Source organism: Stenotrophomonas sp. YJH_SMC_8 (genome assembly GCF_059371315.1).
This window is the reverse complement of sequence record NZ_JCAFUL010000001.1, coordinates 235509-256968: the sequence shown is the minus strand read 5'-3', so window position 1 is coordinate 256968 and position 21460 is coordinate 235509. Positions and strand designations below refer to the sequence as shown.

The 21460-nt window shown below is 68.0% G+C and carries 16 protein-coding genes; 7 read left to right on the top strand and 9 right to left on the bottom strand.

Translation table 11 applies throughout. From position 1 onward, the window contains the following. Positions 1–216: 216 nt before the first annotated feature. The gene (gene purL, locus AC5P88_RS01165; RefSeq protein WP_495224060.1) at positions 217–4101 is read right to left on the bottom strand and encodes a phosphoribosylformylglycinamidine synthase; all 3885 of its coding nucleotides are present in this window, start codon (positions 4099–4101) and stop codon (positions 217–219) included. An 802-nt stretch (positions 4102–4903) separates the two neighbouring features. Between purL and AC5P88_RS01160 the strand changes: the two genes are divergently transcribed. Further along, the gene (locus AC5P88_RS01160; protein ID WP_495224059.1) at positions 4904–7003 is read left to right on the top strand and encodes a glycosyl hydrolase family 18 protein; all 2100 of its coding nucleotides are present in this window, start codon (positions 4904–4906) and stop codon (positions 7001–7003) included. A gap of 122 nt (positions 7004–7125) precedes the next feature. Here AC5P88_RS01160 and AC5P88_RS01155 read toward each other — a convergent pair whose 3' ends face one another. Continuing rightward, a complete protein-coding gene (locus AC5P88_RS01155; RefSeq protein WP_106551150.1) occupies positions 7126–7911 on the bottom strand; it encodes a DsbC family protein in 786 nt (261 codons plus the stop codon). Positions 7912–8011: 100 nt separating this feature from the next. Beyond that, positions 8012–8989 (bottom strand): site-specific tyrosine recombinase XerD, encoded by a 978-nt coding sequence (gene xerD, locus AC5P88_RS01150; RefSeq protein ID WP_106551149.1) that lies wholly within the window; start codon positions 8987–8989, stop codon positions 8012–8014. A gap of 56 nt (positions 8990–9045) precedes the next feature. Here xerD and AC5P88_RS01145 point away from each other — a divergent pair, with 56 nt between their 5' ends. Next, positions 9046–9537, top strand: a complete 492-nt coding sequence (locus tag AC5P88_RS01145; protein WP_106551148.1) for an RDD family protein — start codon at positions 9046–9048, stop codon at positions 9535–9537. Positions 9538–9632: 95 nt separating this feature from the next. Here AC5P88_RS01145 and AC5P88_RS01140 read toward each other — a convergent pair whose 3' ends face one another. The 3 genes from AC5P88_RS01140 to lptF all read right to left on the bottom strand — a co-directional run bounded on the left by AC5P88_RS01140 (position 9633) and on the right by lptF (position 12768). After that, positions 9633–10505, bottom strand: a complete 873-nt coding sequence (locus AC5P88_RS01140; RefSeq protein ID WP_495224058.1) for a hypothetical protein — start codon at positions 10503–10505, stop codon at positions 9633–9635. Positions 10506–10582: 77 nt separating this feature from the next. Next, complete coding sequence (gene lptG / locus AC5P88_RS01135; RefSeq protein WP_106551146.1) at positions 10583–11689, bottom strand: LPS export ABC transporter permease LptG; 1107 nt, start codon at positions 11687–11689, stop codon at positions 10583–10585. Next, a complete protein-coding gene (lptF, locus tag AC5P88_RS01130) occupies positions 11686–12768 on the bottom strand; it encodes an LPS export ABC transporter permease LptF (RefSeq protein WP_106551145.1) in 1083 nt (360 codons plus the stop codon). Before lptF ends, lptG begins: the two co-directional genes overlap by 4 nt. Before the next feature lie 104 nt (positions 12769–12872). Here lptF and AC5P88_RS01125 point away from each other — a divergent pair, with 104 nt between their 5' ends. From AC5P88_RS01125 to AC5P88_RS01110, 4 genes are all read left to right on the top strand, one after another. Next, the gene (locus AC5P88_RS01125) at positions 12873–14351 is read left to right on the top strand and encodes a leucyl aminopeptidase (protein WP_495224056.1); all 1479 of its coding nucleotides are present in this window, start codon (positions 12873–12875) and stop codon (positions 14349–14351) included. 82 nt (positions 14352–14433) lie between these two features. Next, on the top strand, positions 14434–14859 hold the full coding sequence (locus AC5P88_RS01120; protein ID WP_005415211.1) for a DNA polymerase III subunit chi: 426 nt from the start codon (positions 14434–14436) through the stop codon (positions 14857–14859). Between the two features lie 72 nt (positions 14860–14931). Continuing rightward, positions 14932–17760 (top strand): valine--tRNA ligase, encoded by a 2829-nt coding sequence (locus tag AC5P88_RS01115; RefSeq protein WP_106551143.1) that lies wholly within the window; start codon positions 14932–14934, stop codon positions 17758–17760. Between the two features lie 151 nt (positions 17761–17911). Next, a complete protein-coding gene (locus tag AC5P88_RS01110) occupies positions 17912–18733 on the top strand; it encodes an EamA family transporter (protein ID WP_495224055.1) in 822 nt (273 codons plus the stop codon). A gap of 135 nt (positions 18734–18868) precedes the next feature. On the opposite strand, the gene rimI is transcribed toward AC5P88_RS01110, so the two are convergent. From rimI to pssA, 3 genes are read right to left on the bottom strand one after another with little or no spacing between them, the layout of a single operon-like run. Next, positions 18869–19366, bottom strand: a complete 498-nt coding sequence (gene rimI / locus AC5P88_RS01105; RefSeq protein WP_099551394.1) for a ribosomal protein S18-alanine N-acetyltransferase — start codon at positions 19364–19366, stop codon at positions 18869–18871. Beyond that, positions 19363–19872: a hypothetical protein gene (locus AC5P88_RS01100; protein WP_495224054.1), complete on the bottom strand. Its 510-nt coding sequence runs from the start codon at positions 19870–19872 to the stop codon at positions 19363–19365. The genes rimI and AC5P88_RS01100 overlap by 4 nt, the downstream gene beginning before the upstream one ends. Then, complete coding sequence (pssA, locus tag AC5P88_RS01095) at positions 19869–20645, bottom strand: CDP-diacylglycerol--serine O-phosphatidyltransferase (protein ID WP_106551140.1); 777 nt, start codon at positions 20643–20645, stop codon at positions 19869–19871. Before pssA ends, AC5P88_RS01100 begins: the two co-directional genes overlap by 4 nt. Before the next feature lie 80 nt (positions 20646–20725). On the opposite strand from pssA, the gene AC5P88_RS01090 reads away from it, so the two are divergent. Then, entirely contained in the window at positions 20726–21100 is a 375-nt protein-coding gene (locus AC5P88_RS01090) for a DUF4124 domain-containing protein (RefSeq protein ID WP_099551437.1), read from the top strand. Positions 21101–21460 lie beyond the last annotated feature (360 nt).

Below are 21460 nucleotides of genomic sequence, written 5' to 3'. Positions count from 1 at the left end.
CTTTGACACGACAAATCCTGTTGCCGTGAAGTAGTTCACTTTTTCGCCTGTTTATAAAAGGATTTTGTTAGCGATGCGTGACGATACTTTGTCGCCTGAAAATCCATGTAACTAGCGGGCGCATCAGGATTTTCACGCGCGCAAAGAAAAAACCCGCCGATCAACGGCGGGTTTTTCCATACGCGGCGGCATTGATGCCTGCGCGATGTGGTGCGATCAGCCGCACCACACCCGCGCGTTGCGGAACATGCGCATCCACGGCGAATCACCCTGCCACTCGGCCGGGGCCCAGCTCATGTTGAGCGCACGCGGGGTGCGTTCCGGGTGCGGCATCATGATGGTCACGCGGCCGTCGCTGCTGGTCAGGCCGGTGATGCCGTCCGGCGAACCGTTCGGATTCAGCGGGTACTGGCTGGCCACGTTGCCGTGGCCATCGATGTAGCGCAGCGAAACACGGGCCGCGGCCTGGTCGACCGCGTTGTCGAACACCGCCTGGCCTTCGCCATGCGCCACTGCCACCTGCAGGCGCGAACCGGCCATGCCACGCAGCAGGATCGATGGAGACTCCACCACTTCCAGCAGCGCGGTACGGGCTTCGAACTGCTCGCTGGCGTTGCGGCGGAACTGCGGCCAGTGTTCGGCACCGGGAATGATGTCCTTCAGCTGGCTCATCATCTGGCAGCCGTTGCACACGCCCAGGGCGAAGCTGTCCTCGCGCGCGAAGAACGCGGCAAAGGCATCGCGCAGCGCGCTGCGCTCCAGGATCGAAGTCGCCCAGCCACGGCCAGCGCCAAGCACGTCGCCGTAGCTGAAGCCGCCGCAGGCGACCAGACCGGTGAACTCCTGCAGCGCCACGCGGCCTTCGATCAGGTCGCTCATGTGCACATCGAAGGGGCGGAAGCCGGCACGTTCGAAGATGTTCGCCATTTCGATCTGGCCGTTGACGCCCTGCTCGCGCAGCACCGCCACGCGCGGACGCGCACCGGTGCTGATGAACGGGGCAGCCACGTCTTCATTGATGTCGAAGCTGAGCTTGGGCTTCAGGCCCGGTGCGTTGAAGGCACGGGCGATCTCACGCTCGGCATCGGCGTTGGCCGGGTTGTCGCGGCGCTTCTGCATGGCGTGGGTGACCGACCACCAGGCGTCGAACAGCGCTTCCCAGCGCCATTCGGCCAGATTCTCGCCAGCCAGCGACACACGCACCACCGGTGCGGTGGTCGGCTTGGCGATGCGCTGCGCGCACTCGGTCAGTGCATGGCGCTCGACCAGATCGGCAAATGCCGCGCGGTCTTCGCGCGCGATCTGCACCACCGCGCCCAGTTCTTCGTTGAACAGGCTGCGGAACGGATCGTCGCCCCAGGCGTCGAGGGTGATGTCCAGGCCCAGCCGCGAGGTGAAGGCCATTTCGCACAGCGCGGCGAAGGCACCGCCGTCGCTGCGGTCGTGGTAGGCCAGCAGCAGGCCGGCCTGGCGCGCATCGCGGATCAGTTCGAAGAAACCGCGCAGGCGCTGCGGGTCGTCCAGATCCGGGGCGGCACCGGCGAAGGCCGGCAGGTCACCGTGGTCGGCATGCACCTGGGCCAGGATCGAACCGCCCAGGCGCTGCTTGCCGGCGCCGAGGCCGATCAGCCACAGCTCGCTTTCGACGTCGCGGTCGAGCAGCGGGGTCAGCTGCTGGCGCACGTCGGCGACCGGCGCGAAGGCGGAGATCACCAGCGACACCGGCGACACGCTCTTGTGCGCTTCGCCCTGGTCGTGCCACTGCGCCTGCATCGACAGCGAGTCCTTGCCCACCGGAATGCTGATGTCCAGCTGCGGGCACAGTTCCATGCCCACGGCCTTCACCGCGTCGTACAGCAGCGCGTCCTCGCCCGGGTGGCCGGCCGCGGCCATCCAGTTCGCCGACAGCTTGATCTCATCCAGCGCATCGACCGGGGCCGCGCACAGGTTGGTCAGCGCTTCGCCCACCGCCATGCGTGCCGAAGCTGCCGCATCGAGCAGGGCCAGCGGGGTGCGCTCGCCAATCGACATCGCTTCACCGGCCACGCCATCGAAGTCGGCCACGGTGATGGCCACATCGGCCACCGGCAGCTGCCACGGGCCAACCATCTGTTCGCGTGCGGTCAGGCCGCCGACGCTGCGGTCACCGATGGTGACCAGGAAGTTCTTCGAGGCCACCGTCGGGTGCGCAAGCACGCGCAGGCCCGCTTCCTGCAGATCCAGACCCGCAGTCTTCAGCGCCGGCCAGCGCGGTGCCGGCGGATGCGCGGTATCGCGGTGCATCTTCGGCGGCTTGCCGAACAGCACGTCCATCGGCAGGTCGATCGGCGCATCGGCCGGGGTGTGGCCCGGCACGGCACCGTAAGCCACCACCAGGTGTTCCTCGGCGGTGGCCACGCCGACCGCAGCGAACGGGCAGCGCTCGCGGGCGCACAGCGCGGCGAACTCGGCCAGGCGCTCCTGGGCCACGCCCAGCACGTAGCGTTCCTGCGATTCGTTGCACCACAGCTGCATCGGCGACAGCGACGGATCATCGGTGGGCACCTTGCCCAGATCGATCACTCCACCGACCTTGGAGTCGTGCAGCAGTTCGGGGATGGCATTGGACAGGCCACCGGCGCCGACGTCGTGGAAGAACTTGATCGGGTTGTTGGCGCCCATCGCTACGCAGCGGTCGATGACCTCCTGGCAGCGGCGTTCCATTTCCGGGTTGTCGCGCTGCACGCTGGCGAAGTCCAGGTCCTCGGCGCTTTCGCCGGAGGCCACCGAGCTGGCGGCACCGCCGCCCAGGCCGATCAGCATTGCCGGGCCACCGAGCACGATGACCGCATCACCGGCCTGCAGCTGGATCTTGTCGACCTGGATGCGGTCGATGGCGCCGAGGCCACCGGCCAGCATGATCGGCTTGTCGTAGGCGCGAACCAGGTCGGCGCCTTCAGGCAGCTCGAAGCTGCGGAAGTAGCCGAGCAGGTTCGGGCGGCCGAACTCGTTGTTGAACGCGGCGCCGCCGAGCGGGCCATCGGTCATGATTTCCAGCGCCGGCGCCATGCGCGGGTTCAGCGCGCGCGGCGCTTCCCACGGCTGCGGCAGCTCGGGAATGCGCAGGTGCGAGACCGAGAACCCGGTCAGGCCCGCCTTCGGCTTGCCGCCGCGGCCGGTCGCGCCTTCATCGCGGATTTCACCACCGGCGCCGGTCGAGGCGCCCGGGAACGGTGCGATGGCGGTCGGGTGGTTGTGGGTCTCCACCTTGATCTGGAACGCGCTGGGCACCTGCGGTTCACGACGGTACTCGCCGCTGGCCGGATCCGGGCGGTAGCGCGAGGCCGGATGGCCTTCGATCACCGCAGCGTTGTCGCTGTACGCGCTGAGCGTGTGCTGCGGGGTCTGCTGGTGGGTGTTCTTGATCATCCGGAACAGCGAGCGGTCCTGCTCCTGGCCGTCGATGGTCCAGCTGGCGTTGAAGATCTTGTGCCGGCAGTGCTCGGAATTGGCCTGCGCGAACATCATCAGTTCGACGTCCGACGGCGCGCGGCCCAGCGCGGTGAAGCGTTCGCGCAGGTAATCGATCTCGTCCTGGGCCATGGCCAGGCCGAGGCGCTCGTTGGCGGCCTCCAGCTGGTCCACCGGCACGCGTTCCAGTTCGCCACGGGCCGGCGCCGAGAACAGTGCCTGGCCCTGCTGCACGGTCTCCAGCACCGACTGCGTCATCGGGTCGTGCAACGCCTTGACCAGCGCCTGCTGCACGTCGGCATCGGCCGGCCAGCCCTGCACGTCGATGCGCAGGCCTCGCTCGACCCGGCTCACCGGCTGGCCGGCACCGCGCACCAGTTCGGTGGCCTTGCTCGACCACGGCGACAGCGTACCCAGGCGCGGCACCACGATGCGGCTGACCGCGCCGTCGGCCACGGCTTCTGCCTGCGGCGCAGCCTCGAGGATGCGGCACAGGGTGGCGAGGTCGGGAGCGGCGCTGCCTTCGGGCTGCACGAAGTAGACGTGCCAGGCACCGCTGATGCGCAGGGAGGGAGCGATGGACTGCAGGCGGGATTCAAGACGTTCGCGGCGGAACGGCGACAGGGCGGGCGCGCCCTCGAGGACCATCATGTCCGGGGAACCGTAGTTGGGAAACGGGCCCGACATTGTACCGGAAGCGGGGGAAGGGCTTTGGCCGGGCGGCGCCCGGCACCCGCCGAGGCCAGGGCAACGGCAACGGCCGGAGCAAAAGCTGGCTTCCCGTGGGATGGCGGGGTGGGTCCGGTGGCGGGGGACGCCGTAAACCCGTCCTTGGGGGCTTGGCCGCGGCATCCATGCCGCGGACACCCCCGCCACCGGACCCACCCCGCCTTCGACAGATCTCCGCGATCTGCGGTAGATCCACGCCATGCGTGGATGTTCCCGGTAGTGCCGGCCGCCGGCCGGCAACCAGAGGAAGTCAGAAATCAAGCATGAAGAGCGAAGCGACCGGCTTTTGCTTTTGATTTTTTGTTCTGTCTTCCGTGGCTGGCCGCGCAGGAACCTGTCCGTGGCCGGGTGGGTGGGCATCGCGGGGGTGTCCGCGGCATGGATGCCGCGGCCAAGCCCCCAAGGACGGGTTTACGGCGTCCCCTGCGATGCCCACCCACCCGGCCAAACCCATGAAATCGCGCTGCGACCCGCCACGAGGGGCTCCGCCGATGGCCGCCGACTGCGCGCAGCGCCGCTTTCCGCCTGAATCCCGGAACCATGCGCTTGCTCACGGATTGACCACACAATTGATGACAACGTTGTCCCCACCTGGTGCCGGACTCTCTCCCCGGCCTCCCAGGTACCCCGTCCGCCCCCTCCGTCGCCTTCCCGGGCGATGCCCGGACCTGCGTCACGCGCGGCGCCATCGGGGCCCGCGCGCCCTTTGATCGGAGACTTACCCATGTACGACCCGATTGTGCGCAGTGCCGAACGTGCGACCCGAAGCTGTCGTCCCCGCCGCCTGGCCTGGCTGCTTGCCCTTGCCGCCGGTACCGCCGCCCTGCCCGGCCTGGCGCAGGCCGCCAGCTGTGCCGGCGTGGCCCAGTGGGACCAGGCCAAGATCTACCGGGCCGGCGATACCCTGCAGAAAGGAGGCGTCCTCTATCGGGCGAACCAGGACATCTGGAACGCGCCGCCGGACCATCCGGCCGGTGCGCCCTACTACACCAACCTCGGTGCCTGCGATGGCAGCGGCAGCAACCAGCCGCCGGTGGTCACCCTGACCTCGCCGGCCAACGGCGCCACCTTCAGCGCCGGCAGCACGGTCAACGTCACCGCCAACGCCAGCGACCCGGACGGCAGCGTCGCCAAGGTCGAGTTCTTCCGCGACGGCGCCTCGCTGGGCATCGCCACCAGTGCGCCGTATGCGGCCAGCTGGGCCAACGCCAGCGCCGGCAGCCACACCCTGCGGGCGGTGGCCACCGACAACAACAACGCCACCAGCAGCACGCCGACCATCACCATCACCGTCAACGCCGCCGGTGGCGATACCACCGCGCCGAGCGTGCCCGGTGGACTGGCAGTGGGCACGCGCACCGCCAACAGCATCGCGCTCAGCTGGAGCCCGTCCACCGACAATACCGGTGGCAGCGGCGTCGCCGGCTATGACGTGTACCGCAACGGCAGCCTGGTCGGTTCGCCGTCCAGCGCCAGCTATGTCGATGGCGGGCTTACTGCATCCACCACCTACCGCTACCGTGTGCGCGCCCGCGACAACGCCGGCAACGCGTCGGCACAGGGCACCGAGATCAGCGCCACCACGCTGGCCGGTGACGGCGGCACCACCGGCAAGCGGGTCATCGGCTACTTCACCCAGTGGGGCATCTACGGCCGCAACTACCGGGTGAAGAACATCGACAGCAGTGGCTCCGCCGCGCGCCTGACTCACATCAACTACGCCTTCGGCAACGTGCGCAACAACCGCTGCGAAGTGGGCATCACCCAGCCGTCGGATCCGAACAGCGGTGCCGGTGGCGATGCCTTCGCCGATTACACCAAGGCGTTCAGTGCCGCCGAGAGCGTCAGCGGCAGCGCCGACACCTGGGACCAGCCGCTGCGCGGCAACTGGAACCAGCTCAAGCAGCTCAAGGCCAAGTACCCGGGCATGAAGGTGCTGATCTCGCTGGGTGGCTGGACCTGGTCGCGCGGCTTCTCCAGCGCGGCGCGCCCGGAAAACCGCCAGGCCTTCGTCGCCTCCTGCATCGACGCCTACATCAAGGGCAACCTGCCGGTGACCGACGGTGCCGGTGGCGCCGGTGCCGCGCTGGGCGTGTTCGACGGCATCGACATCGACTGGGAATACCCGGTGGCGTGCGGCATCGAATGCGGCAAGCCGGAAGACAACGCCAACTTCACCGCGCTGATGGCCGAGTTCCGCCGCCAGCTCGATGCGGTGCGTCCGGGCCTGTTGCTGACGGTGGCGGTGGGTGCCGGCATCGACAAGATCCGCGTCACCGATCCGGCCGCGTACCACCCGTACCTGGACTACATCAACGTGATGACCTACGACTTCCACGGCGCGTGGGATGCGAAGACCAATCACCAGTCGGCACTGTTCGATTCGCCGAATGATCCGTCCACCGGCGACCAGAAGCTGTACAACAGCAACGACGCCATCGAGGCCTTCATCAGCCGCGGCGTGCCTGCCGCCAAGCTCAACCTCGGCATCGGTTACTACGGGCGTGGCTGGACCGGCGTGGCCAACGCCAACAACGGCCTGTACCAGACCGCGACCGGCGCCGCGCCGGGCACGTATGAGGCCGGCATCGAAGACTGGAAGGTGCTGAAGAACCTGGCGTGGCCGGGCTACACCGACAACACTGCCGGTGCCACCTGGATCTACAACGGCAGCACGCTGTGGAGCTTCGATACCCCGGCCAACATCACCCGCAAGATGGGCTACGTGAAGACCCAGGGCCTGGGCGGCGCGTTCGTCTGGGAGTTCAGTGGTGACGATGCACAGGGCACGCTGACCAAGGCGGTCAGTGACGGCCTGAAGTAAGGAAAAAGCCGGGGATGCGACACGCATCCCCGGCTTCGTTCGAATGATGCATCCGCCGGGCATGGCCCGGCGCTACCCGCCCACCCTCGGTAGCGCCGGGCCATGCCCGGCGGCATTCCCGGTCAGCGCTTGGCCGACAGCTTTTCCAGCGCCGCGCGCAGCTGTGCCGGCGGCAGGTAGCCGCCCAGCTGGGTGCCGTCCGGGGCGAAGATCGCCGGCGTGCCGTTCACGCCCAGCTGCTGGCCCAGTGCGTACTGCATCGCCACCGGGTTGGTGCAGTTCTTGGCCGGCACGCTGCCACCGCGCTTGGCGTTGGTCAGTGCCTGGCGACGATCTGCCGCACACCAGACCGAGATCATGTCGGTGTAGTCCTTGCTGCCCAGGCCCATGCGCGGGAACGCCAGGTACTCGACGGAGATGCCGTTGCGGTTCAGTTCGGCGATGTCCTGGTGCAGCTTGCGGCAGTAACCGCATTCGATGTCGGTGAACACGCTGATGGTGTACTTGGCGTTCGGCGCGGCGAACACGATGCGGTCGCCATGGTTGGCCTTGGCCAGCAGATCGCGGCGGTAGCCGAGCAGGCCTTCGCTGTTGGCCGGGCCCTTGGCACGGGTGTCGTACGGCTGCGACTGGAACAGGTAACGGCCGTCGTCGGAGACGTACAGCAGCTGGCCCGACACCACCACCTCGCGGAAGCCTGGGAACGGCGCGGCACCAATGTAGTCGATCTGGAAACCGGGATTCAGCGCGGTCAACGCGGCACGCACGGCCTGGTCGGCCGGCGCGTTGGCGGCCGGGCCGGCCTTGGCAGCAGCGGCAGCAGGTGCCTTGGCGGCTGGCGGGGCCGGCTGGGCGCAGGCAGTCAGGCTGAGCGCACCGAACACGGCGGCGATGGCAAATCGGAGCATGGAACGGTCCGCGACAGAAGAAGACCCCGGATTCTGACACAGCCATCGGCACCGGGCCGCGACGCCGCGCACCGCCCGGGGCCAGGGTTCAGGCCGCGGCTCAGCCGCGCGGATGATGCCGGGCGTGCAGCTTCTGCAGGTGTTCGCGCGCCACCAGGGTGTAGATCTGGGTGGTGGACAGCGAACTGTGGCCGAGCAGCATCTGCAGCGCGCGCAGATCGGCGCCGCGATTGAGCAGGTGGGTGGCGAAGCTGTGGCGCAGGCCATGCGGGCTGATCCGCGCCGGGTCGATGCCGGCAATCTGCGCATGGCGCTTGACCAGGTGCCAGAACGCCTGCCGGGTCAGCGCATGCAGCGTCGGCTCGACGAACAATGGCGTCTGCCCATCCGCCAGTGCCTGCACCCTGCCCTTGCCGACCAGCAGTGGGCGTGACTGCTGCAGATAGCGTTCCAGCCAGTGCTGCGACTCCTCGCCCAGCGGCACCAGCCGTTCCTTGCTGCCCTTGCCGGTGACCCGCAGCACGCCCTGGCGCAGGTTGACGGCGGTGGCCGGCAACAGCACCAGTTCGCTCACGCGCAGGCCGGCGGCATACATCAGCTCCAGCATGGCGCGATCGCGCAGGCCCAGCGGGCTGTCGACATCCGGTGCCGCCAGCAGCGCGTCGATCTGGCTCTCGGCCAGTGCCTTGGGCAGCAGCCTAGGCAACCTGGGTGGGTCCAGCAGCGCGCTGGGGTCTTCGCTGCGATCGCCCCGGCGCACGCCATCGGCGAAGAACGCGCGCAACGCCGACAACAGGCGGGCATTGCTTCGTGGCGACCAGCCATGCCGGGTGCGCCAGGCCAGGTAGTCGAACAATCCCGGACGTTCAATGCCGGCCAGGCCACCGTCGCGCCCGTCCATCCAGCGTGCCAACCCTTCCAGGTCGCGCCGGTAGCTGTCGAGGGTGGCGCGGGCCAGGCCGTTCTCGGCCCAGATCGCATCGAGGAAACGCTGGATGCGCGCACTGTCATCGGCACGCAGTTCCGGCAGTTGCTGCACCAGCTGGCGGCGTTCGGCGGGGGTGGAAACAGAGGCCATGCGTGCAGGATACGAGGGCCACTGCGGATGCGGCCAGCATTGCGTATGCTCGGCGCATGTCCCGCCCCGCCATTGATACGGCCCCTGCGGCCGCTACCGAGCTGCCCCGCCCGCGCGCATTGCTGCTGTGGCGCGCGCTGGCGATGGTCTACGACGCGCTGCCGGTGCTGGCGCTGTGGATGCTGGCCGGCACCCTGTTCACCCTTGCCTACACCTTCAGCGGCCACGCCCAGCGCGAGAACATCGCACCGTTCAGCGCCTGGCAGTGGCTGCTGTGGGCAGTGTGCTGGCTCATCACGGGGTGGTATGCCACGGCCAGCTGGCGCCGCGGCGGGCAGACGCTGGGCATGCGGCCGTGGCGGTTGAAGCTGGAATCGAGTGATGGCGCGCCCCTGCGACGCACGCAGCTTTGGCTGCGCTTCGCAGTGGGCACGCTGTCGCTGCTGCTGGGCGGCCTGGGATTCTGGTGGGCGTGGATCGACCGCCAGCGGCTGACCTGGCACGACCGCGCCAGCGGCACCCGCCTGTTGCGGATGCCGAAGCGCTGATGCACGACCTGTAGAGCCGAGCCTACGGTCGGCTGCGTTTCGCGATGCACTCGATAGCCGGGCATGGGCTCGGCTCTACACGATCAACGAAACGATCAGCCTGCGGGTGCCGCATCCGGCAGGATCACCGCTGGCTGCGCCCATATGTCGAAGAACGCCGAAGCAAACGCGTTTGCCTGCACGTCATCGGCCACGGGCACCTGGCCGCTCAACTGCGCGCGGGCCTTCACGAACTCCTGCCACAGCTTCAGGCTTCCCTTCTTCAATCGTTCCTGCTCGCCCGCATCGGAGGCCGCCAGGTACTGCGCGTACAGCTCGCGCATCGGCTTGGCCTGGGCCTCATAGGCGGCGGGAAGCGACGGCAGCTGGGCGGGGGTGAAAGCCACCGATGCCGCCGGCGCCCGGTAGCCGTCCGGCCCGAAAGCCTCCTTCAACTCGTCCCCGGCATCCAGGTAATCGAAGAAGCCGGGCACGTTGTAGAGCTTGGTCCGGTAGTCGGACGACGTATCCGGGCTGTTGGACACCACCATGTCCGGCAGCTCGCCGAGCAGGCCCACATCCCAGCGGCGTGGAATCAGCAGGCCTGTCGCCTTCACATACGGACCTTCGATCTCCACATCATTCAACTCGACTTTCGACACCAGGCCACCGGAGTTGGTCTTGCTGGTGACGTACTGCTCGGTGACGATCACGTACTCGCCCAGCGTCGGGTTGATCAGGCCGCCATTGCCACCGGCATAGACCACCATGCGCACCCTGCCGATCTTCTCGCTCTGCAGACGGTAGTGGCCTGGCTGCAGGCTGATCGACACCGCAGTGTGCGGCGCGAGGACGTGCTGCTGATCATCGATCGACAGGGTGACCGGCGTATCAGTCGGGTTGTCGATCTCGAAGTCGACGGGCGATCGGCTGCAGCCGGCCGAAAGCAGCACAGCCGCAATGCACGGCAGAAGGCGGTAGAGGGTCATGTTCATCCTTGAAGTGAAGCGTCCTTGAAGTGAAGCGGAAACAGCCGGGCATGAGCCCGGCCCTGCAACAATCACGATCAGCCCGATTTCCGCCGGAACAGCAATCCCGATACCGCCAGCATCACGATCGGCGGCAACGCATAGGCAATGCGGTAATCGAACTTCAACGCGCCGGCCATGCGGCCGAAGAACAGCTGCAGCAGCCAGAAGCCCAGCGCGAACAGGATACCGAGGAACAGGCGCTTGCCCATGCCACCACTGCGCAGCGAGCCGAACGCGAACGGCACCGCCGCCAGGCACAGCGCCAGCACGTTCACCGGGTAGAACCAGCGGCTCCAGTACACATCTTCGTAGTCGCGCGCATCCAGACCGTTGCGCTCGCGGTATTCGATGCTGGTGCGCAGTTCGGCCACGCTGAGGTTGCGCGGCTTGGCGATGCCGGTGGCCAGCGCGCCGGCGTCCAGCTTGGAGTTCCATGGCTCGCGCGCCACTTCCTCGCGCGTGGCCGAACGTTCACCGAAGGTATCGCGGCGCACGCCGGTCAGCACCCAGCCGTCACGGTCATGCTCGGCCGTGTCCGCATGGGTCAGCGAGGCGATCCCACCATCCTCGGCGATGCGATACAGGCGCACGTCACGCAGGATCAGCCGCGTGCCCTTGTCGCCCACCAGCTGCTCTTCGCCACCGGCGGCGCTGAGGAAGGTATCGCCCTCGCGCGCCCACAGGCCGGAATAACGGGTGGTGGAGATGTCACGGCCCCATTTGGCACTGGACTTCAGCGCGTCGGCCCGGTCCTGGCCCCAGGGGCCCAGCGTCTCGGCGCTGAGCACCATCACTGCGGTCAGCAGCGACAGGGCGATGGCCACCGATACGCTCAGGCGCTTGCGCGACAGGCCCAGTGCACGCAGTGCGGTCAGCTCAGAGGTCGCGGCCAGCTGGCCCAGGCCCATCAGCGCACCGATCACCGCAGCGGTGGGGAACATGGTGTAGGCACGGCGTGGCACCGTGTACAGCACCCAGGCGGCAGCGTGCCCCAGGGTGTAGCCGTTCTTGCCGATGTCCTTGAACTCGCCGGAGAACGCCATCACCACGTCCAGGCCCACCAGCACGGCCCAGGTCAGCAGCACCGTGGTGAACACCGACTGGCCGAGATACAGGTCGAAACGCATCGGGCGCAGCCTCATGCGCGGGCTCCCTTCGGGCGGCCCAGGCGGCCATCACGTGCATACATCCAGATCGCCAGCGCCAGCAGCGGCAGGGTCAGCCACCAGAGGCCGAGCGCAGGCGGAATCTTGCCGTTGGCAATCCAGCCGCTGCCGATGAACATCAGGTTGGTGCCCACCATGTAGGCCATCAGCGCCAGCATCATCCGCCCGTAGCGCTGCTGGCGCGGCGAACTGCGGCCCAGCGGCACGGTCAGCAGCGCAAACGCCAGTGCGATCAACGGCGGGGCAAGGCGGCGATGCAGCTGTGCCTGCGCCTCGGGCCGGTCATCGCCGAACAGCTGCGTGGTCGGCATCAGTTCCGGATCATCCCCGGTACGGGTCTGCGCACCGTCGGGCAGGGCCACATCGTTGCGGGCGAAGGTGGCCAGACGGTAATCCAGACCCCCTGCCACCGGTCCTTCCACCTGGTGGCCATCATCCAGTTCCAGGAAGCGCTGGCGGGCGCCTTCGAAGAACATGCGCCCCCCTGCGGCGGACACTACTTCCAGGCGGTCGTCCTTCTGCCGCTGCAGGAAGACCCGGCCCAGCTGGGTACCATCGGGCGAGATCGAGGACAGGTAGACCACGCCTCCATTGGGCAGCTGGGTGAAGCGGCCCGGCTCCAGGCCCGCCATCAGCACGCTGCGGTTGGCCTCGATGATCATCTGCTCGGCCACCCGGCCGGCCCACGGGCCCAGCCACAGCGAGCAGGCGCCGACCAGCAGCACCACCGGCACCACCAGCATCAGCAGCGGCCGCAGCAGGCGCTTGGGGCCCACGCCAATGGCAGTGATGACGGCCATTTCCGAGTCGCGGTACAGGCGGGCCACCGCCAGCAGCAGGCCCAGCATCAGCGCCAGCGGCAGGATCAGCGGCAGGTAGGCGATGAACTGCAGGCCCAGCTGGGAGAACAGCAGCTTGGCCGGCAGGCGCCCGTCGGCGATGTTGCCGAGGATGTCCACCAGCACGCCGCCCACGCTGACCACCAGCAGGACGATCAGGGTAGCCAGGAAACTCTGGACGAAATCGCCCAGCAGGTATCGGTCGAGCTTCAACATGGGGCGGTGGTTTAAACTCTGGGGTTCGTTCGCGGTGCCGCCCAGTCTACTGTCTGGGCGTAAACGGTCCGCGATTGTACGGACTTGCCAATGGAATCTGCTCAATGGCCCTCGAATTCACCCTGAACCACGTTGCTCCGGCCGCCGCCACCGTTGATTGCCTGGTGGTCGGCGCGTATGCCGACCATACCCTGACCCCGGCCGCACAGGCCCTGGACGCCGCCAGCGGCGGCCGCCTGGCCTCGCTGGCCCAGCGCGGCGACCTGTCCGGCAAGACCGGCGCCACCACCCTGCTGCACGACCTGCCGGGCGTGTCCGCCCCGCGCGTGCTGGTGGTCGGCCTCGGCGACGCCGCCCGCTTCGGTGTGCCGCAGTACCTGAAGGCCGTTGGCGACGCCGTGCGCGCGCTGAAGGCCGGCGCTGCCCGCAGCGCACTGTTCACCCTGTCCGAAGTGGCCATCAAGGACCGCGACGTGGCCTGGGCGATCCGCCAGGCGGTGATCGCCGCCGATCACGCCGCCTACCGCTACACCGCCACCCTGGGCAAGAAGAAGGCCGACGACGCCGGCCTGGCCCAGCTGGCCGTCGCCGGTGACGACGCCCAGGCCCTGGCCCAGGGCCAGGCCATCGCCGCCGGTGTCGAGTTCGCCCGCGAGCTGGGCAACCTGCCGCCGAACTACTGCACCCCGGCCTACCTGGCCGAGGTGGGCGTGAAGTTCGCCGGTGAGCACGACGGTGCCGAGGCCGAGATCCTTGACGAGCACCAGATGGAAGCGCTGGGCATGGGCTCGCTGCTGGCCGTGGCCCGTGGTTCGGCCAACCGCCCGCGCCTGGTCGTGCTGAAGTGGACCGGCGCCGGCGACGCCAAGCCGTACGTGCTGGTCGGCAAGGGCATCACCTTCGATACCGGTGGCGTCAACCTGAAGACCCAGGGCGGCATCGAGGAGATGAAGTACGACATGTGCGGTGGCGCCAACGTCATCGGCACCTTCGTCGCCGCGGTCAAGGCCAAGCTGCCGCTGAACCTGGTGGTGGTGGTGCCGGCAGTGGAGAACGCCATCGACGGCAACGCCTACCGTCCGTCCGACGTGATCACCTCGATGTCGGGCAAGACCATCGAAGTGGGCAACACCGACGCCGAAGGCCGCCTGATCCTGTGCGATGCGCTGACCTACGCGCAGCGCTTCGAGCCGGCCGCGCTGGTCGACGTCGCCACCCTGACCGGTGCCTGCATGGTCGCCCTGGGCCACCAGACCGCCGGCCTGATGAGCAAGCACGACGACCTGGCCAACGAGCTGCTGGCCGCCGGCGAACACGTGTTCGACCGCGCCTGGCGCCTGCCGCTGTGGGACGAGTACCAGCCAATGCTGGATTCGACCTTCGCCGACGTCTACAACATCGGCGGCCGCTGGGCCGGCGCGATCACCGCTGGCTGCTTCCTGTCGCGCTTCGCTGAAGGCCAGCGCTGGGCGCACCTGGACATCGCCGGCGTGGCCAGCGATGAAGGCAAGCGTGGCATGGCCACCGGCCGCCCGGTCGGCCTGCTGAGCCAGTGGCTGCTGGACCAGGCCGCCCGCGCCTGATGCCGTACCCGACCCTGGCCGGCCCCCGCCGGCCAGGGCCTCGCCCGGCACGACCGGGCCCCTGCCTGACCCGGACCCTGCCATGCCCCGCGCCGACTTCTACCTGATCGCCAAGCCCCGTTTCCTGACCGAGCCGCTACGCCTGGTCTGCGAACTGGCGCGCAAGGCCAACGACGCCGGGTTGTTCACCCTGGTGCTGGCCCGCGACCAGGCCCAGGCCGAGGAGCTGGACGAGCTGCTGTGGGCGTTCGACAACGATGCCTACATCCCGCACCAGATCGCCGGCGAAGACATGGACGAGGAAGAGGCGCTGGTGCTGATCGCCGTGCCCGGCACCGAGGCGCCGGCGCGCCCGCTGGTGATCAACCTGCGCGATGAACCCTGGCTGGGCCAGTGCGAACGCGTGCTGGAAGTGGTCCCGGCCGATCCGGAAGCGCGCGAACCGCTGCGCGAGCGCTGGCGCCAGTACAAGGCCGCCGGTTACGACCTGAACAAGCACGACATGTAGGCGCGCCCCGGCCCCCTTGATGGGCCGCCGCCGCGCCCTGATCCTTCAACGATTACCTCCTGGTTCCCCCGCATGACCCAACTCGCCTCCAGCTACGACCCGAAGTCCTTCGAGACCGACCTCTACGAGGCCTGGGAGAAGGCCGGCCACTTCAAGCCGTCCGGCACGGGCGAGCCGTACACCATCCTGCTGCCGCCGCCGAACGTGACCGGCACCCTGCACATGGGCCATGCGTTCCAGCAGACGCTGATGGATGCGCTGGTGCGCTACCACCGCATGCGCGGCTACGACACGCTGTGGCAGGTCGGTACCGATCACGCCGGCATCGCCACCGAAATGGTGGTCAGCCGCAACCTGGCGCTGGAAGGCAAGGGCGAGACCCGCGATTCGCTGGGCCGCGAAGGCTTCATCGGCAAGGTCTGGGAGTGGAAGCAGCAGTCCGGCGACACCATCGAGCGCCAGATGCGCCGCCTCGGCACCTCCGCCGACTGGTCGCGCAGCACCTTCACCATGGATCCGCAGCCGTCGGCGGCGGTGAACGAAGCCTTCGTGCGCTGGTACGAGCAGGGCCTGATCTACCGCGGCCAGCGCCTGGTCAACTGGGACCCGGTGCTGAAGACCGCCATTTCCGACCTGGAAGTGGAGAGCGCCGAGGAAGACGGCTTCCTGTGGTCGATCGCCTACACGCTGGATGAAGGCCTGAGCTACGAGCACGTCGAGCGCGATGCCGACGGCGTGGAAACCCTGCGCGAAACCCGCGACTACCTGGTGGTCGCCACCACGCGCCCGGAAACCCTGCTGGGCGATACCGCGGTGATGGTGCACCCGGAAGATGAGCGCTATGCCCACCTGATCGGCAAGAGCGTGGTGCTGCCGCTGACCGGCCGCCGCGTGCCGGTGATCGCCGACGACTACGTGGACCGTGCGTTCGGCACCGGCGTGGTCAAGGTCACCCCGGCGCACGATTTCAACGACTATGAAGTGGGCGTGCGCCACAGCCTGCCGATGATCAACCTGTTCACCCCGGTGGCGGCGCTGAATGAAAACGCACCGGAGCGTTTCCAGGGCCTGGACCGCTACGCAGCGCGCAAGGCCGTGCTGGCCGAACTGGAAGACCTCGGCATCCTGGTCGAGACCAAGGCGCACAAGCTGCAGGTGCCGCGCGGCGACCGTACCGGCCAGGTGATCGAGCCGTACCTGACCGACCAGTGGTTCGTGAAGATGGATGACCTGGCCAAGCGTGGCCTGGAACTGGTCGAAGACGGAACCATCGCCTTCGTGCCGCCGAACTGGATCAACACCTACCGCCACTGGATGAACAACATCCAGGACTGGTGCATCAGCCGCCAGCTGTGGTGGGGCCACCGCATCCCGGCGTGGTTCGACGAAGCCACCGGCAGCTGCTACGTCGGTCGCAGCGAAGAGGAAGTGCGGGCAAAGAACAACCTCGGCAGCGACGTGGTGCTGAACCAGGAAAGCGACGTGCTGGAGACCTGGTTCTCCTCGCAGCTGTGGCCGTTCTCCACCCTGGGCTGGCCGAACGAGCAGGCCATGGCCGAGCGTGGCTTCGACCGCTACCTGCCGTCGTCGGTGCTGATCACCGGCTTCGACATCATCTTCTTCTGGGTGGCGCGCATGATCATGGCCACCGACAACCTGGTCGGGAAGATCCCGTTCAAGGACGTCTACTTCACCGGCCTGATCCGCGACGGCCAGGGCCAGAAGATGTCCAAGAGCAAGGGCAACGTGCTCGACCCGCTGGACATCATCGACGGCATCACCATCGACGACCTGGTCGCCAAGCGCACCGGCGGCCTGATGCAGCCGAAGATGGTGGAGAAGATCGAGAAGGCCACCCGCAAGGAATTCCCGGACGGCATCGCCGCCCATGGTGCCGATGCGCTGCGCTTCACCATCGCCGCGCTGGCCACCCACGGCCGCGACATCAAGTTCGACATGAACCGCGCCGAGGGCTACAAGAACTTCTGCAACAAGCTGTGGAACGCCAGCCGCTTCGCGCTGATGAACACTGAGGGCGCTGCGTTCACCGGCGTGCCCAAGCCGCGCACCGATGCCGAGCGCTGGATCCTCGCGCGCCTGGCCGCCACCACCGCCGAAGCGCAGGGCCATTTCGCCGCCTACCGCTTCGACCTGCTGGCGCAGTGCCTGTACGAGTTCGCATGGAACGCGTTCTGCGACTGGTTCCTGGAACTGAGCAAGCCGGCGCTGAACGGTGCCGACGCCGCCGATGCCGAAAGCACCCGCCACACCCTGCTGTACGTGCTGGAAGCGCTGCTGCGCCTGCTGCACCCGCTGACCCCGTTCATCACCGAACAGCTGTGGCAGCAGTTGGCGCCGCGCCTGGGCCTGGCCGAGACCACGCTGTCGCTGCGCCCGTACCCGACCGCCGCCGAGTTCGAAGGCGATTTCGCCCAGGCCGAGGCCGACGTGGAATGGCTGAAGGCGGTGATCAGCGCGGTGCGTCGCGTGCGCAGCGAACTGAACGTTGCCCCGTCCAAGCTGGTGCCGCTGCGCCTGCAGGCCGGGCTGGCGCAGGACCGCGTGCGCATCGAACGCTTCAGTGCCTCGCTGTCGTTCCTGCTGAAGCTGGACAGCATCCAGTGGCTGGCCGAAGGCGAAAGCGCACCGCCAGCCGCCGCCGCGATCGTCGGTGAACTGAAGCTGCTGGTACCGCTGGAAGGCCTGGTCGATCTCGATGCCGAGCGCGTGCGCCTGGACAAGGAAATCGCCCGCGTCGATGCCGAAAAGGAAAAGAGCGAGACCAAGCTGGCCAGGTTCACCGACAAGGTGCCGCCGGCGGTGGTCGAGCAGGAACGCGTGCGCCTGGCCGACTGGAATACCCAGCTGGCCGGCCTGCGCGAGCAGCGCGCGAAGCTGTAAGCGCCGCGCTCTGGTGCGTGCCAACCAAGGTTGGCACCTACCCTGCCTCCACTCTGGTGGGTGCGGACCTTGCTCCGCACTGAGCGATGTGCCAACCAAGGTTGGCACCCACCAAATCCGGAACGTTTCGCCGGCATGGCATCATCGCCCGATGCCTCTTTCCATCTTCCTGCTGGTCCTCGCCGCAGCGGCCCTGCACGCCAGCTGGAATGCAATCGTCAAACGCGGGCCGGACAAGTTCCTCGGCACCGTGCTGGTCACCGGCAGCGCCGCGCTGCTGTCGGCGGCCGCCCTGCCCTTCCTGCCGTTCCCGGCCGCGCACAGCTGGCCCTGGCTGGCTGCATCCGTGCTGCTGCAGGTGACCTACTACGGCCTGGTGGCACGCTGCTACCAGCAGGTCGACATGAGCCTGGCCTATCCGCTGATGCGTGGCAGCGCGCCGATCCTGGTCGCGCTGGCCGGCACCCTGCTGGGCGAGCAACTGCCCCCTCCCGCGTGGCTGGGCGTGGTGCTGGTGAGCACCGGCATCCTGTGCATGGCACTGGCTGCACGTGGCGGCCAACTGCGCCTGCCACTGCTGACCGCGGCAATGATCGCCACCTACACCCTGGTCGATGCGCAGGGCGCGCGACAATCCGGCAGCGCGCTCGGTTACACGCTGTGGCTGTTCCTGCTGTCGGGCATTCCACTGCCCCTGTGGGCGCTGTACACCCGGCGCGGCGCGGTGTTGGCCTATGCGCGCCAGCACTGGCCCCTGGGCCTGGCCGGCGGCGTCGGCACCACGGCGTCCTATGCGATGGCCTTGTGGGCGATGACCCAGGCCCCAGTGGCGATGGTCTCGGCGTTGCGTGAATCATCGATCCTGTTCGCGCTGTTGATCTCGGTGTTCCTGCTGCGCGAGCGGATCCCGCGTGCGCGCTGGCTGGCAGCGGCGCTCATCGTCTGCGGTGTATTGGCCTTGCGGCTGGCGTGAGCAATGCGTGCCAACCAAGGTTGGCACCTACCGAAGCGGACAATGTGTGCCAGCCAGGGTTGGCCGCCGCCGGTAGCGCCGGGCCGCGCCCGGCGAGCGCGGTAGTGCCGGCCGCTGGCCGGCACCCCTTCTCCCTTACAACGGCGGCATCGCCTGCAGGTCGCCGTCGACCAGTTCGATGGCCATCACCACCGCATCCTCGCGGCCCTGTGCCGCCGGGTAGTAGCGTGGACGGCGGCCGATCTCGTTGAAACCTTCGCTGTGGTACAGGGCCAGCGCGGGTGTATTGGAGGGACGCACTTCCAGGAACACGCGGTGCGCACCCCGGTTGCCCGCCAGCTGCACCAGTGCGCGCAGCAGTTGGCGACCCAGCCCTCGCGACTGCGCCAGCGGATCGATGCAGATGTTCAACACATGTGCCTCGTCGGCGGCAATGCTGAGCACGCCGTAGCCGATCAGCTGGCCATCGCGCTCCATCGCCAGGCCGGGATAACCGGCACGCAGGCAATCGACGAAGATGCCGCGGGTCCAGGGGAACGGATAGCCACGCACTTCGATCGCCATCACCGCATTGAGGTCGCTCTCGCGCAATGCGCGCAGGCTGACCGGGCCGGGCTGGCTGACCGCGCTCATGCACTGCCCCGCTTGCGCAGGGCACGCAACTGCGGCCACAACGCGCGCTTGGCGGCCGGATCCTGGCGCAGCTGGTCCAGCGGCCAACTGTCCATCAGCGCCTGCGTGGCGGGATCATTGGGATTGCAGCCAGAGGCACGCAGCAATGCGATCTGCAGGCGATCCGGGAGCCGCACCACCGGCTGCCGTGCATTGCCGCCCGGCAGCGGACGGGCCGGTGCCGGCGCGGTATCCGGTGCGGTGACGGGGCTCTCGCGACGCGGCGGTGCCGGGCGTCCCTGGTGAGGGGCGGCTGCGGCTTCGGCAGGGTGTTCCCGCATGGAGGCCGAACCCGCCCGCACTGGTTCCGCCGAAGCCGCTGCGGCCGCGTCGGCTTCGACCACGCTCAACTGCAGCGCGGCGTCCAGTTCGGCGGCCAGCTGGCCGTCGTGATACACGGTAAAGCCCATGGCCTGCAGCCAGGCCTGCTGGGCCGGTGACCACAGCACGGGCAGGTCCTGGCTCACGCGGCCTCGGGCTTCTTGCGGAGGCGCTGCACGGCCCACATCACCGGGCCGGACAAGGCGTACAGGATGCCCACCGCGAACAGCACGCGCGGCAGATCGATGACCGCGATGGCGATCGCCACCGGTACCAGTGCCAGCACCAGGAACGGCACACGGTCGGAACGGCTGCCCTTGGCGGCACCGCCCTTGAAGCTCCAGAAGCGGATGCGACTGACCATCAGCAACGCCGCGACGATCGTCACCGCCAGCGCCACGTAGCGCAGCTGGTTGCCGTCCCATCCCAGGTTGCCATCGGCGAAGGCCCAGACGAAGGACATCATCAGGCCGGCCGCAGCCGGGCTGGCCAGGCCGACGAACCAGCGCTTGTCGACCACCGCCACCTGGGTGTTGAAGCGGGCCAGGCGCAGTGCCGCGCAGGCGGCATACAGGAACGCCACCGCCCAGCCGACCCGCCCGAGCAGCGGGTCGTCGAACTTCAGCCACGACAGCGACCAGTGGTACATCACCAGCGCCGGGGCCATGCCGAAGCTGACCAGGTCGGCCAGCGAGTCGTACTGGACGCCGAACTCGCTGCTGGTACCGGTCAGGCGCGCCACGCGCCCGTCCAGGCCGTCCATCACCGCCGCCACAAACACGGCGATGCTGGCGTTGACGAAATCCCCGTTGGCCGCGGCGATGATCGCGTAGAAGCCGGCGAACAGGCCGGCGGTGGTGAACAGGTTGGGCAGCAGGTAAATCGTGCGCGAGCGCGGCGGCGGTGTGATCGGGTCCATGGAATCCAGTTTAATCGACTTGCCAGTGCTCGGCGCCAATGCTGCAATCGGCGTTCTACGCCCATTCCATGGAGTTTGCCATGCGTGCCCTGTCCTGCCTTGGATGCCTGCTGCTGTTGGCCAGTGCCAACGCCGTGGCCGGCCCGGTCTATAAATGGAAGGACGCCAATGGCGTGACCCAGTACTCGGAGACCCCGCCGGCCGGCAAGAAATTCGAGACCCGCGAGCAGGCCCGCAGCCCGCAGGCCGCGGCCAGTGCCGAGACCCCGGCCACACCCGTGCCGGAGCAGTGCAGTACCGCCCGTGCCAACCTGGCCCTGCTGGAAGGCTCCGGCCAAGTGATGCAGGACACAAATGGCGACGGCAAGGCTGATACCGCGTTGACCCCGGAACAGCGCAGCGCGCAGAAGGGATTGGCGGAAGCCGCCATCAAGGCCTACTGCCCAGCGGAGTGAGGGTACCGGCAGGGCTGCGCCCTGCACCCGCAGAGGCAACAGCAAGGGCAACAGCCGGCTCTGGGCTTTCTGTAGGTTTGGCGGGGCGGTGTCGGATTGCGGGGACGCCGTAAACCCGTCCATGGGGGCTTGGCCGCGGCATCCATGCCGCGGACACCCCGCAATCCGACACCGCCCCGCCTTCGACAGTTTCCCGGTGACGGTGGTAGATCCACGCCATGCGTGGATGAAATCTGTCAGATATCGAATTTAATCCGGGGTCAGATCCGTTTTCCTCCGGAAAACGGATCTGACCCCCATCGGCATGTCCAACAGATCGCGGAGATCTGTCGAAGGCGGGGTGGGTCCGGTTGCGGGGGT

What these genes read in the sequence shown, in the direction of transcription:
- lptG (WP_106551146.1), bottom strand. Translation starts at nt 11,689, where the DNA reads ATGAGGCTGCGCCCGATGCGTTTCGACCTGTATCTCGGCCAGTCGGTG.
- AC5P88_RS01090 (WP_099551437.1), top strand. Translation starts at nt 20,726, where the DNA reads ATGCGTGCCCTGTCCTGCCTTGGATGCCTGCTGCTGTTGGCCAGTGCC.
- pssA (WP_106551140.1), bottom strand. Translation starts at nt 20,645, where the DNA reads ATGGACCCGATCACACCGCCGCCGCGCTCGCGCACGATTTACCTGCTG.
- AC5P88_RS01160 (WP_495224059.1), top strand. Translation starts at nt 4,904, where the DNA reads ATGTACGACCCGATTGTGCGCAGTGCCGAACGTGCGACCCGAAGCTGT.
- AC5P88_RS01145 (WP_106551148.1), top strand. Translation starts at nt 9,046, where the DNA reads ATGTCCCGCCCCGCCATTGATACGGCCCCTGCGGCCGCTACCGAGCTG.
- lptF (WP_106551145.1), bottom strand. Translation starts at nt 12,768, where the DNA reads ATGTTGAAGCTCGACCGATACCTGCTGGGCGATTTCGTCCAGAGTTTC.
- AC5P88_RS01120 (WP_005415211.1), top strand. Translation starts at nt 14,434, where the DNA reads ATGCCCCGCGCCGACTTCTACCTGATCGCCAAGCCCCGTTTCCTGACC.
- AC5P88_RS01155 (WP_106551150.1), bottom strand. Translation starts at nt 7,911, where the DNA reads ATGCTCCGATTTGCCATCGCCGCCGTGTTCGGTGCGCTCAGCCTGACT.
- AC5P88_RS01115 (WP_106551143.1), top strand. Translation starts at nt 14,932, where the DNA reads ATGACCCAACTCGCCTCCAGCTACGACCCGAAGTCCTTCGAGACCGAC.
- AC5P88_RS01140 (WP_495224058.1), bottom strand. Translation starts at nt 10,505, where the DNA reads ATGACCCTCTACCGCCTTCTGCCGTGCATTGCGGCTGTGCTGCTTTCG.
- AC5P88_RS01125 (WP_495224056.1), top strand. Translation starts at nt 12,873, where the DNA reads ATGGCCCTCGAATTCACCCTGAACCACGTTGCTCCGGCCGCCGCCACC.
- purL (WP_495224060.1), bottom strand. Translation starts at nt 4,101, where the DNA reads ATGATGGTCCTCGAGGGCGCGCCCGCCCTGTCGCCGTTCCGCCGCGAA.
- AC5P88_RS01110 (WP_495224055.1), top strand. Translation starts at nt 17,912, where the DNA reads ATGCCTCTTTCCATCTTCCTGCTGGTCCTCGCCGCAGCGGCCCTGCAC.
- rimI (WP_099551394.1), bottom strand. Translation starts at nt 19,366, where the DNA reads ATGAGCGCGGTCAGCCAGCCCGGCCCGGTCAGCCTGCGCGCATTGCGC.
- xerD (WP_106551149.1), bottom strand. Translation starts at nt 8,989, where the DNA reads ATGGCCTCTGTTTCCACCCCCGCCGAACGCCGCCAGCTGGTGCAGCAA.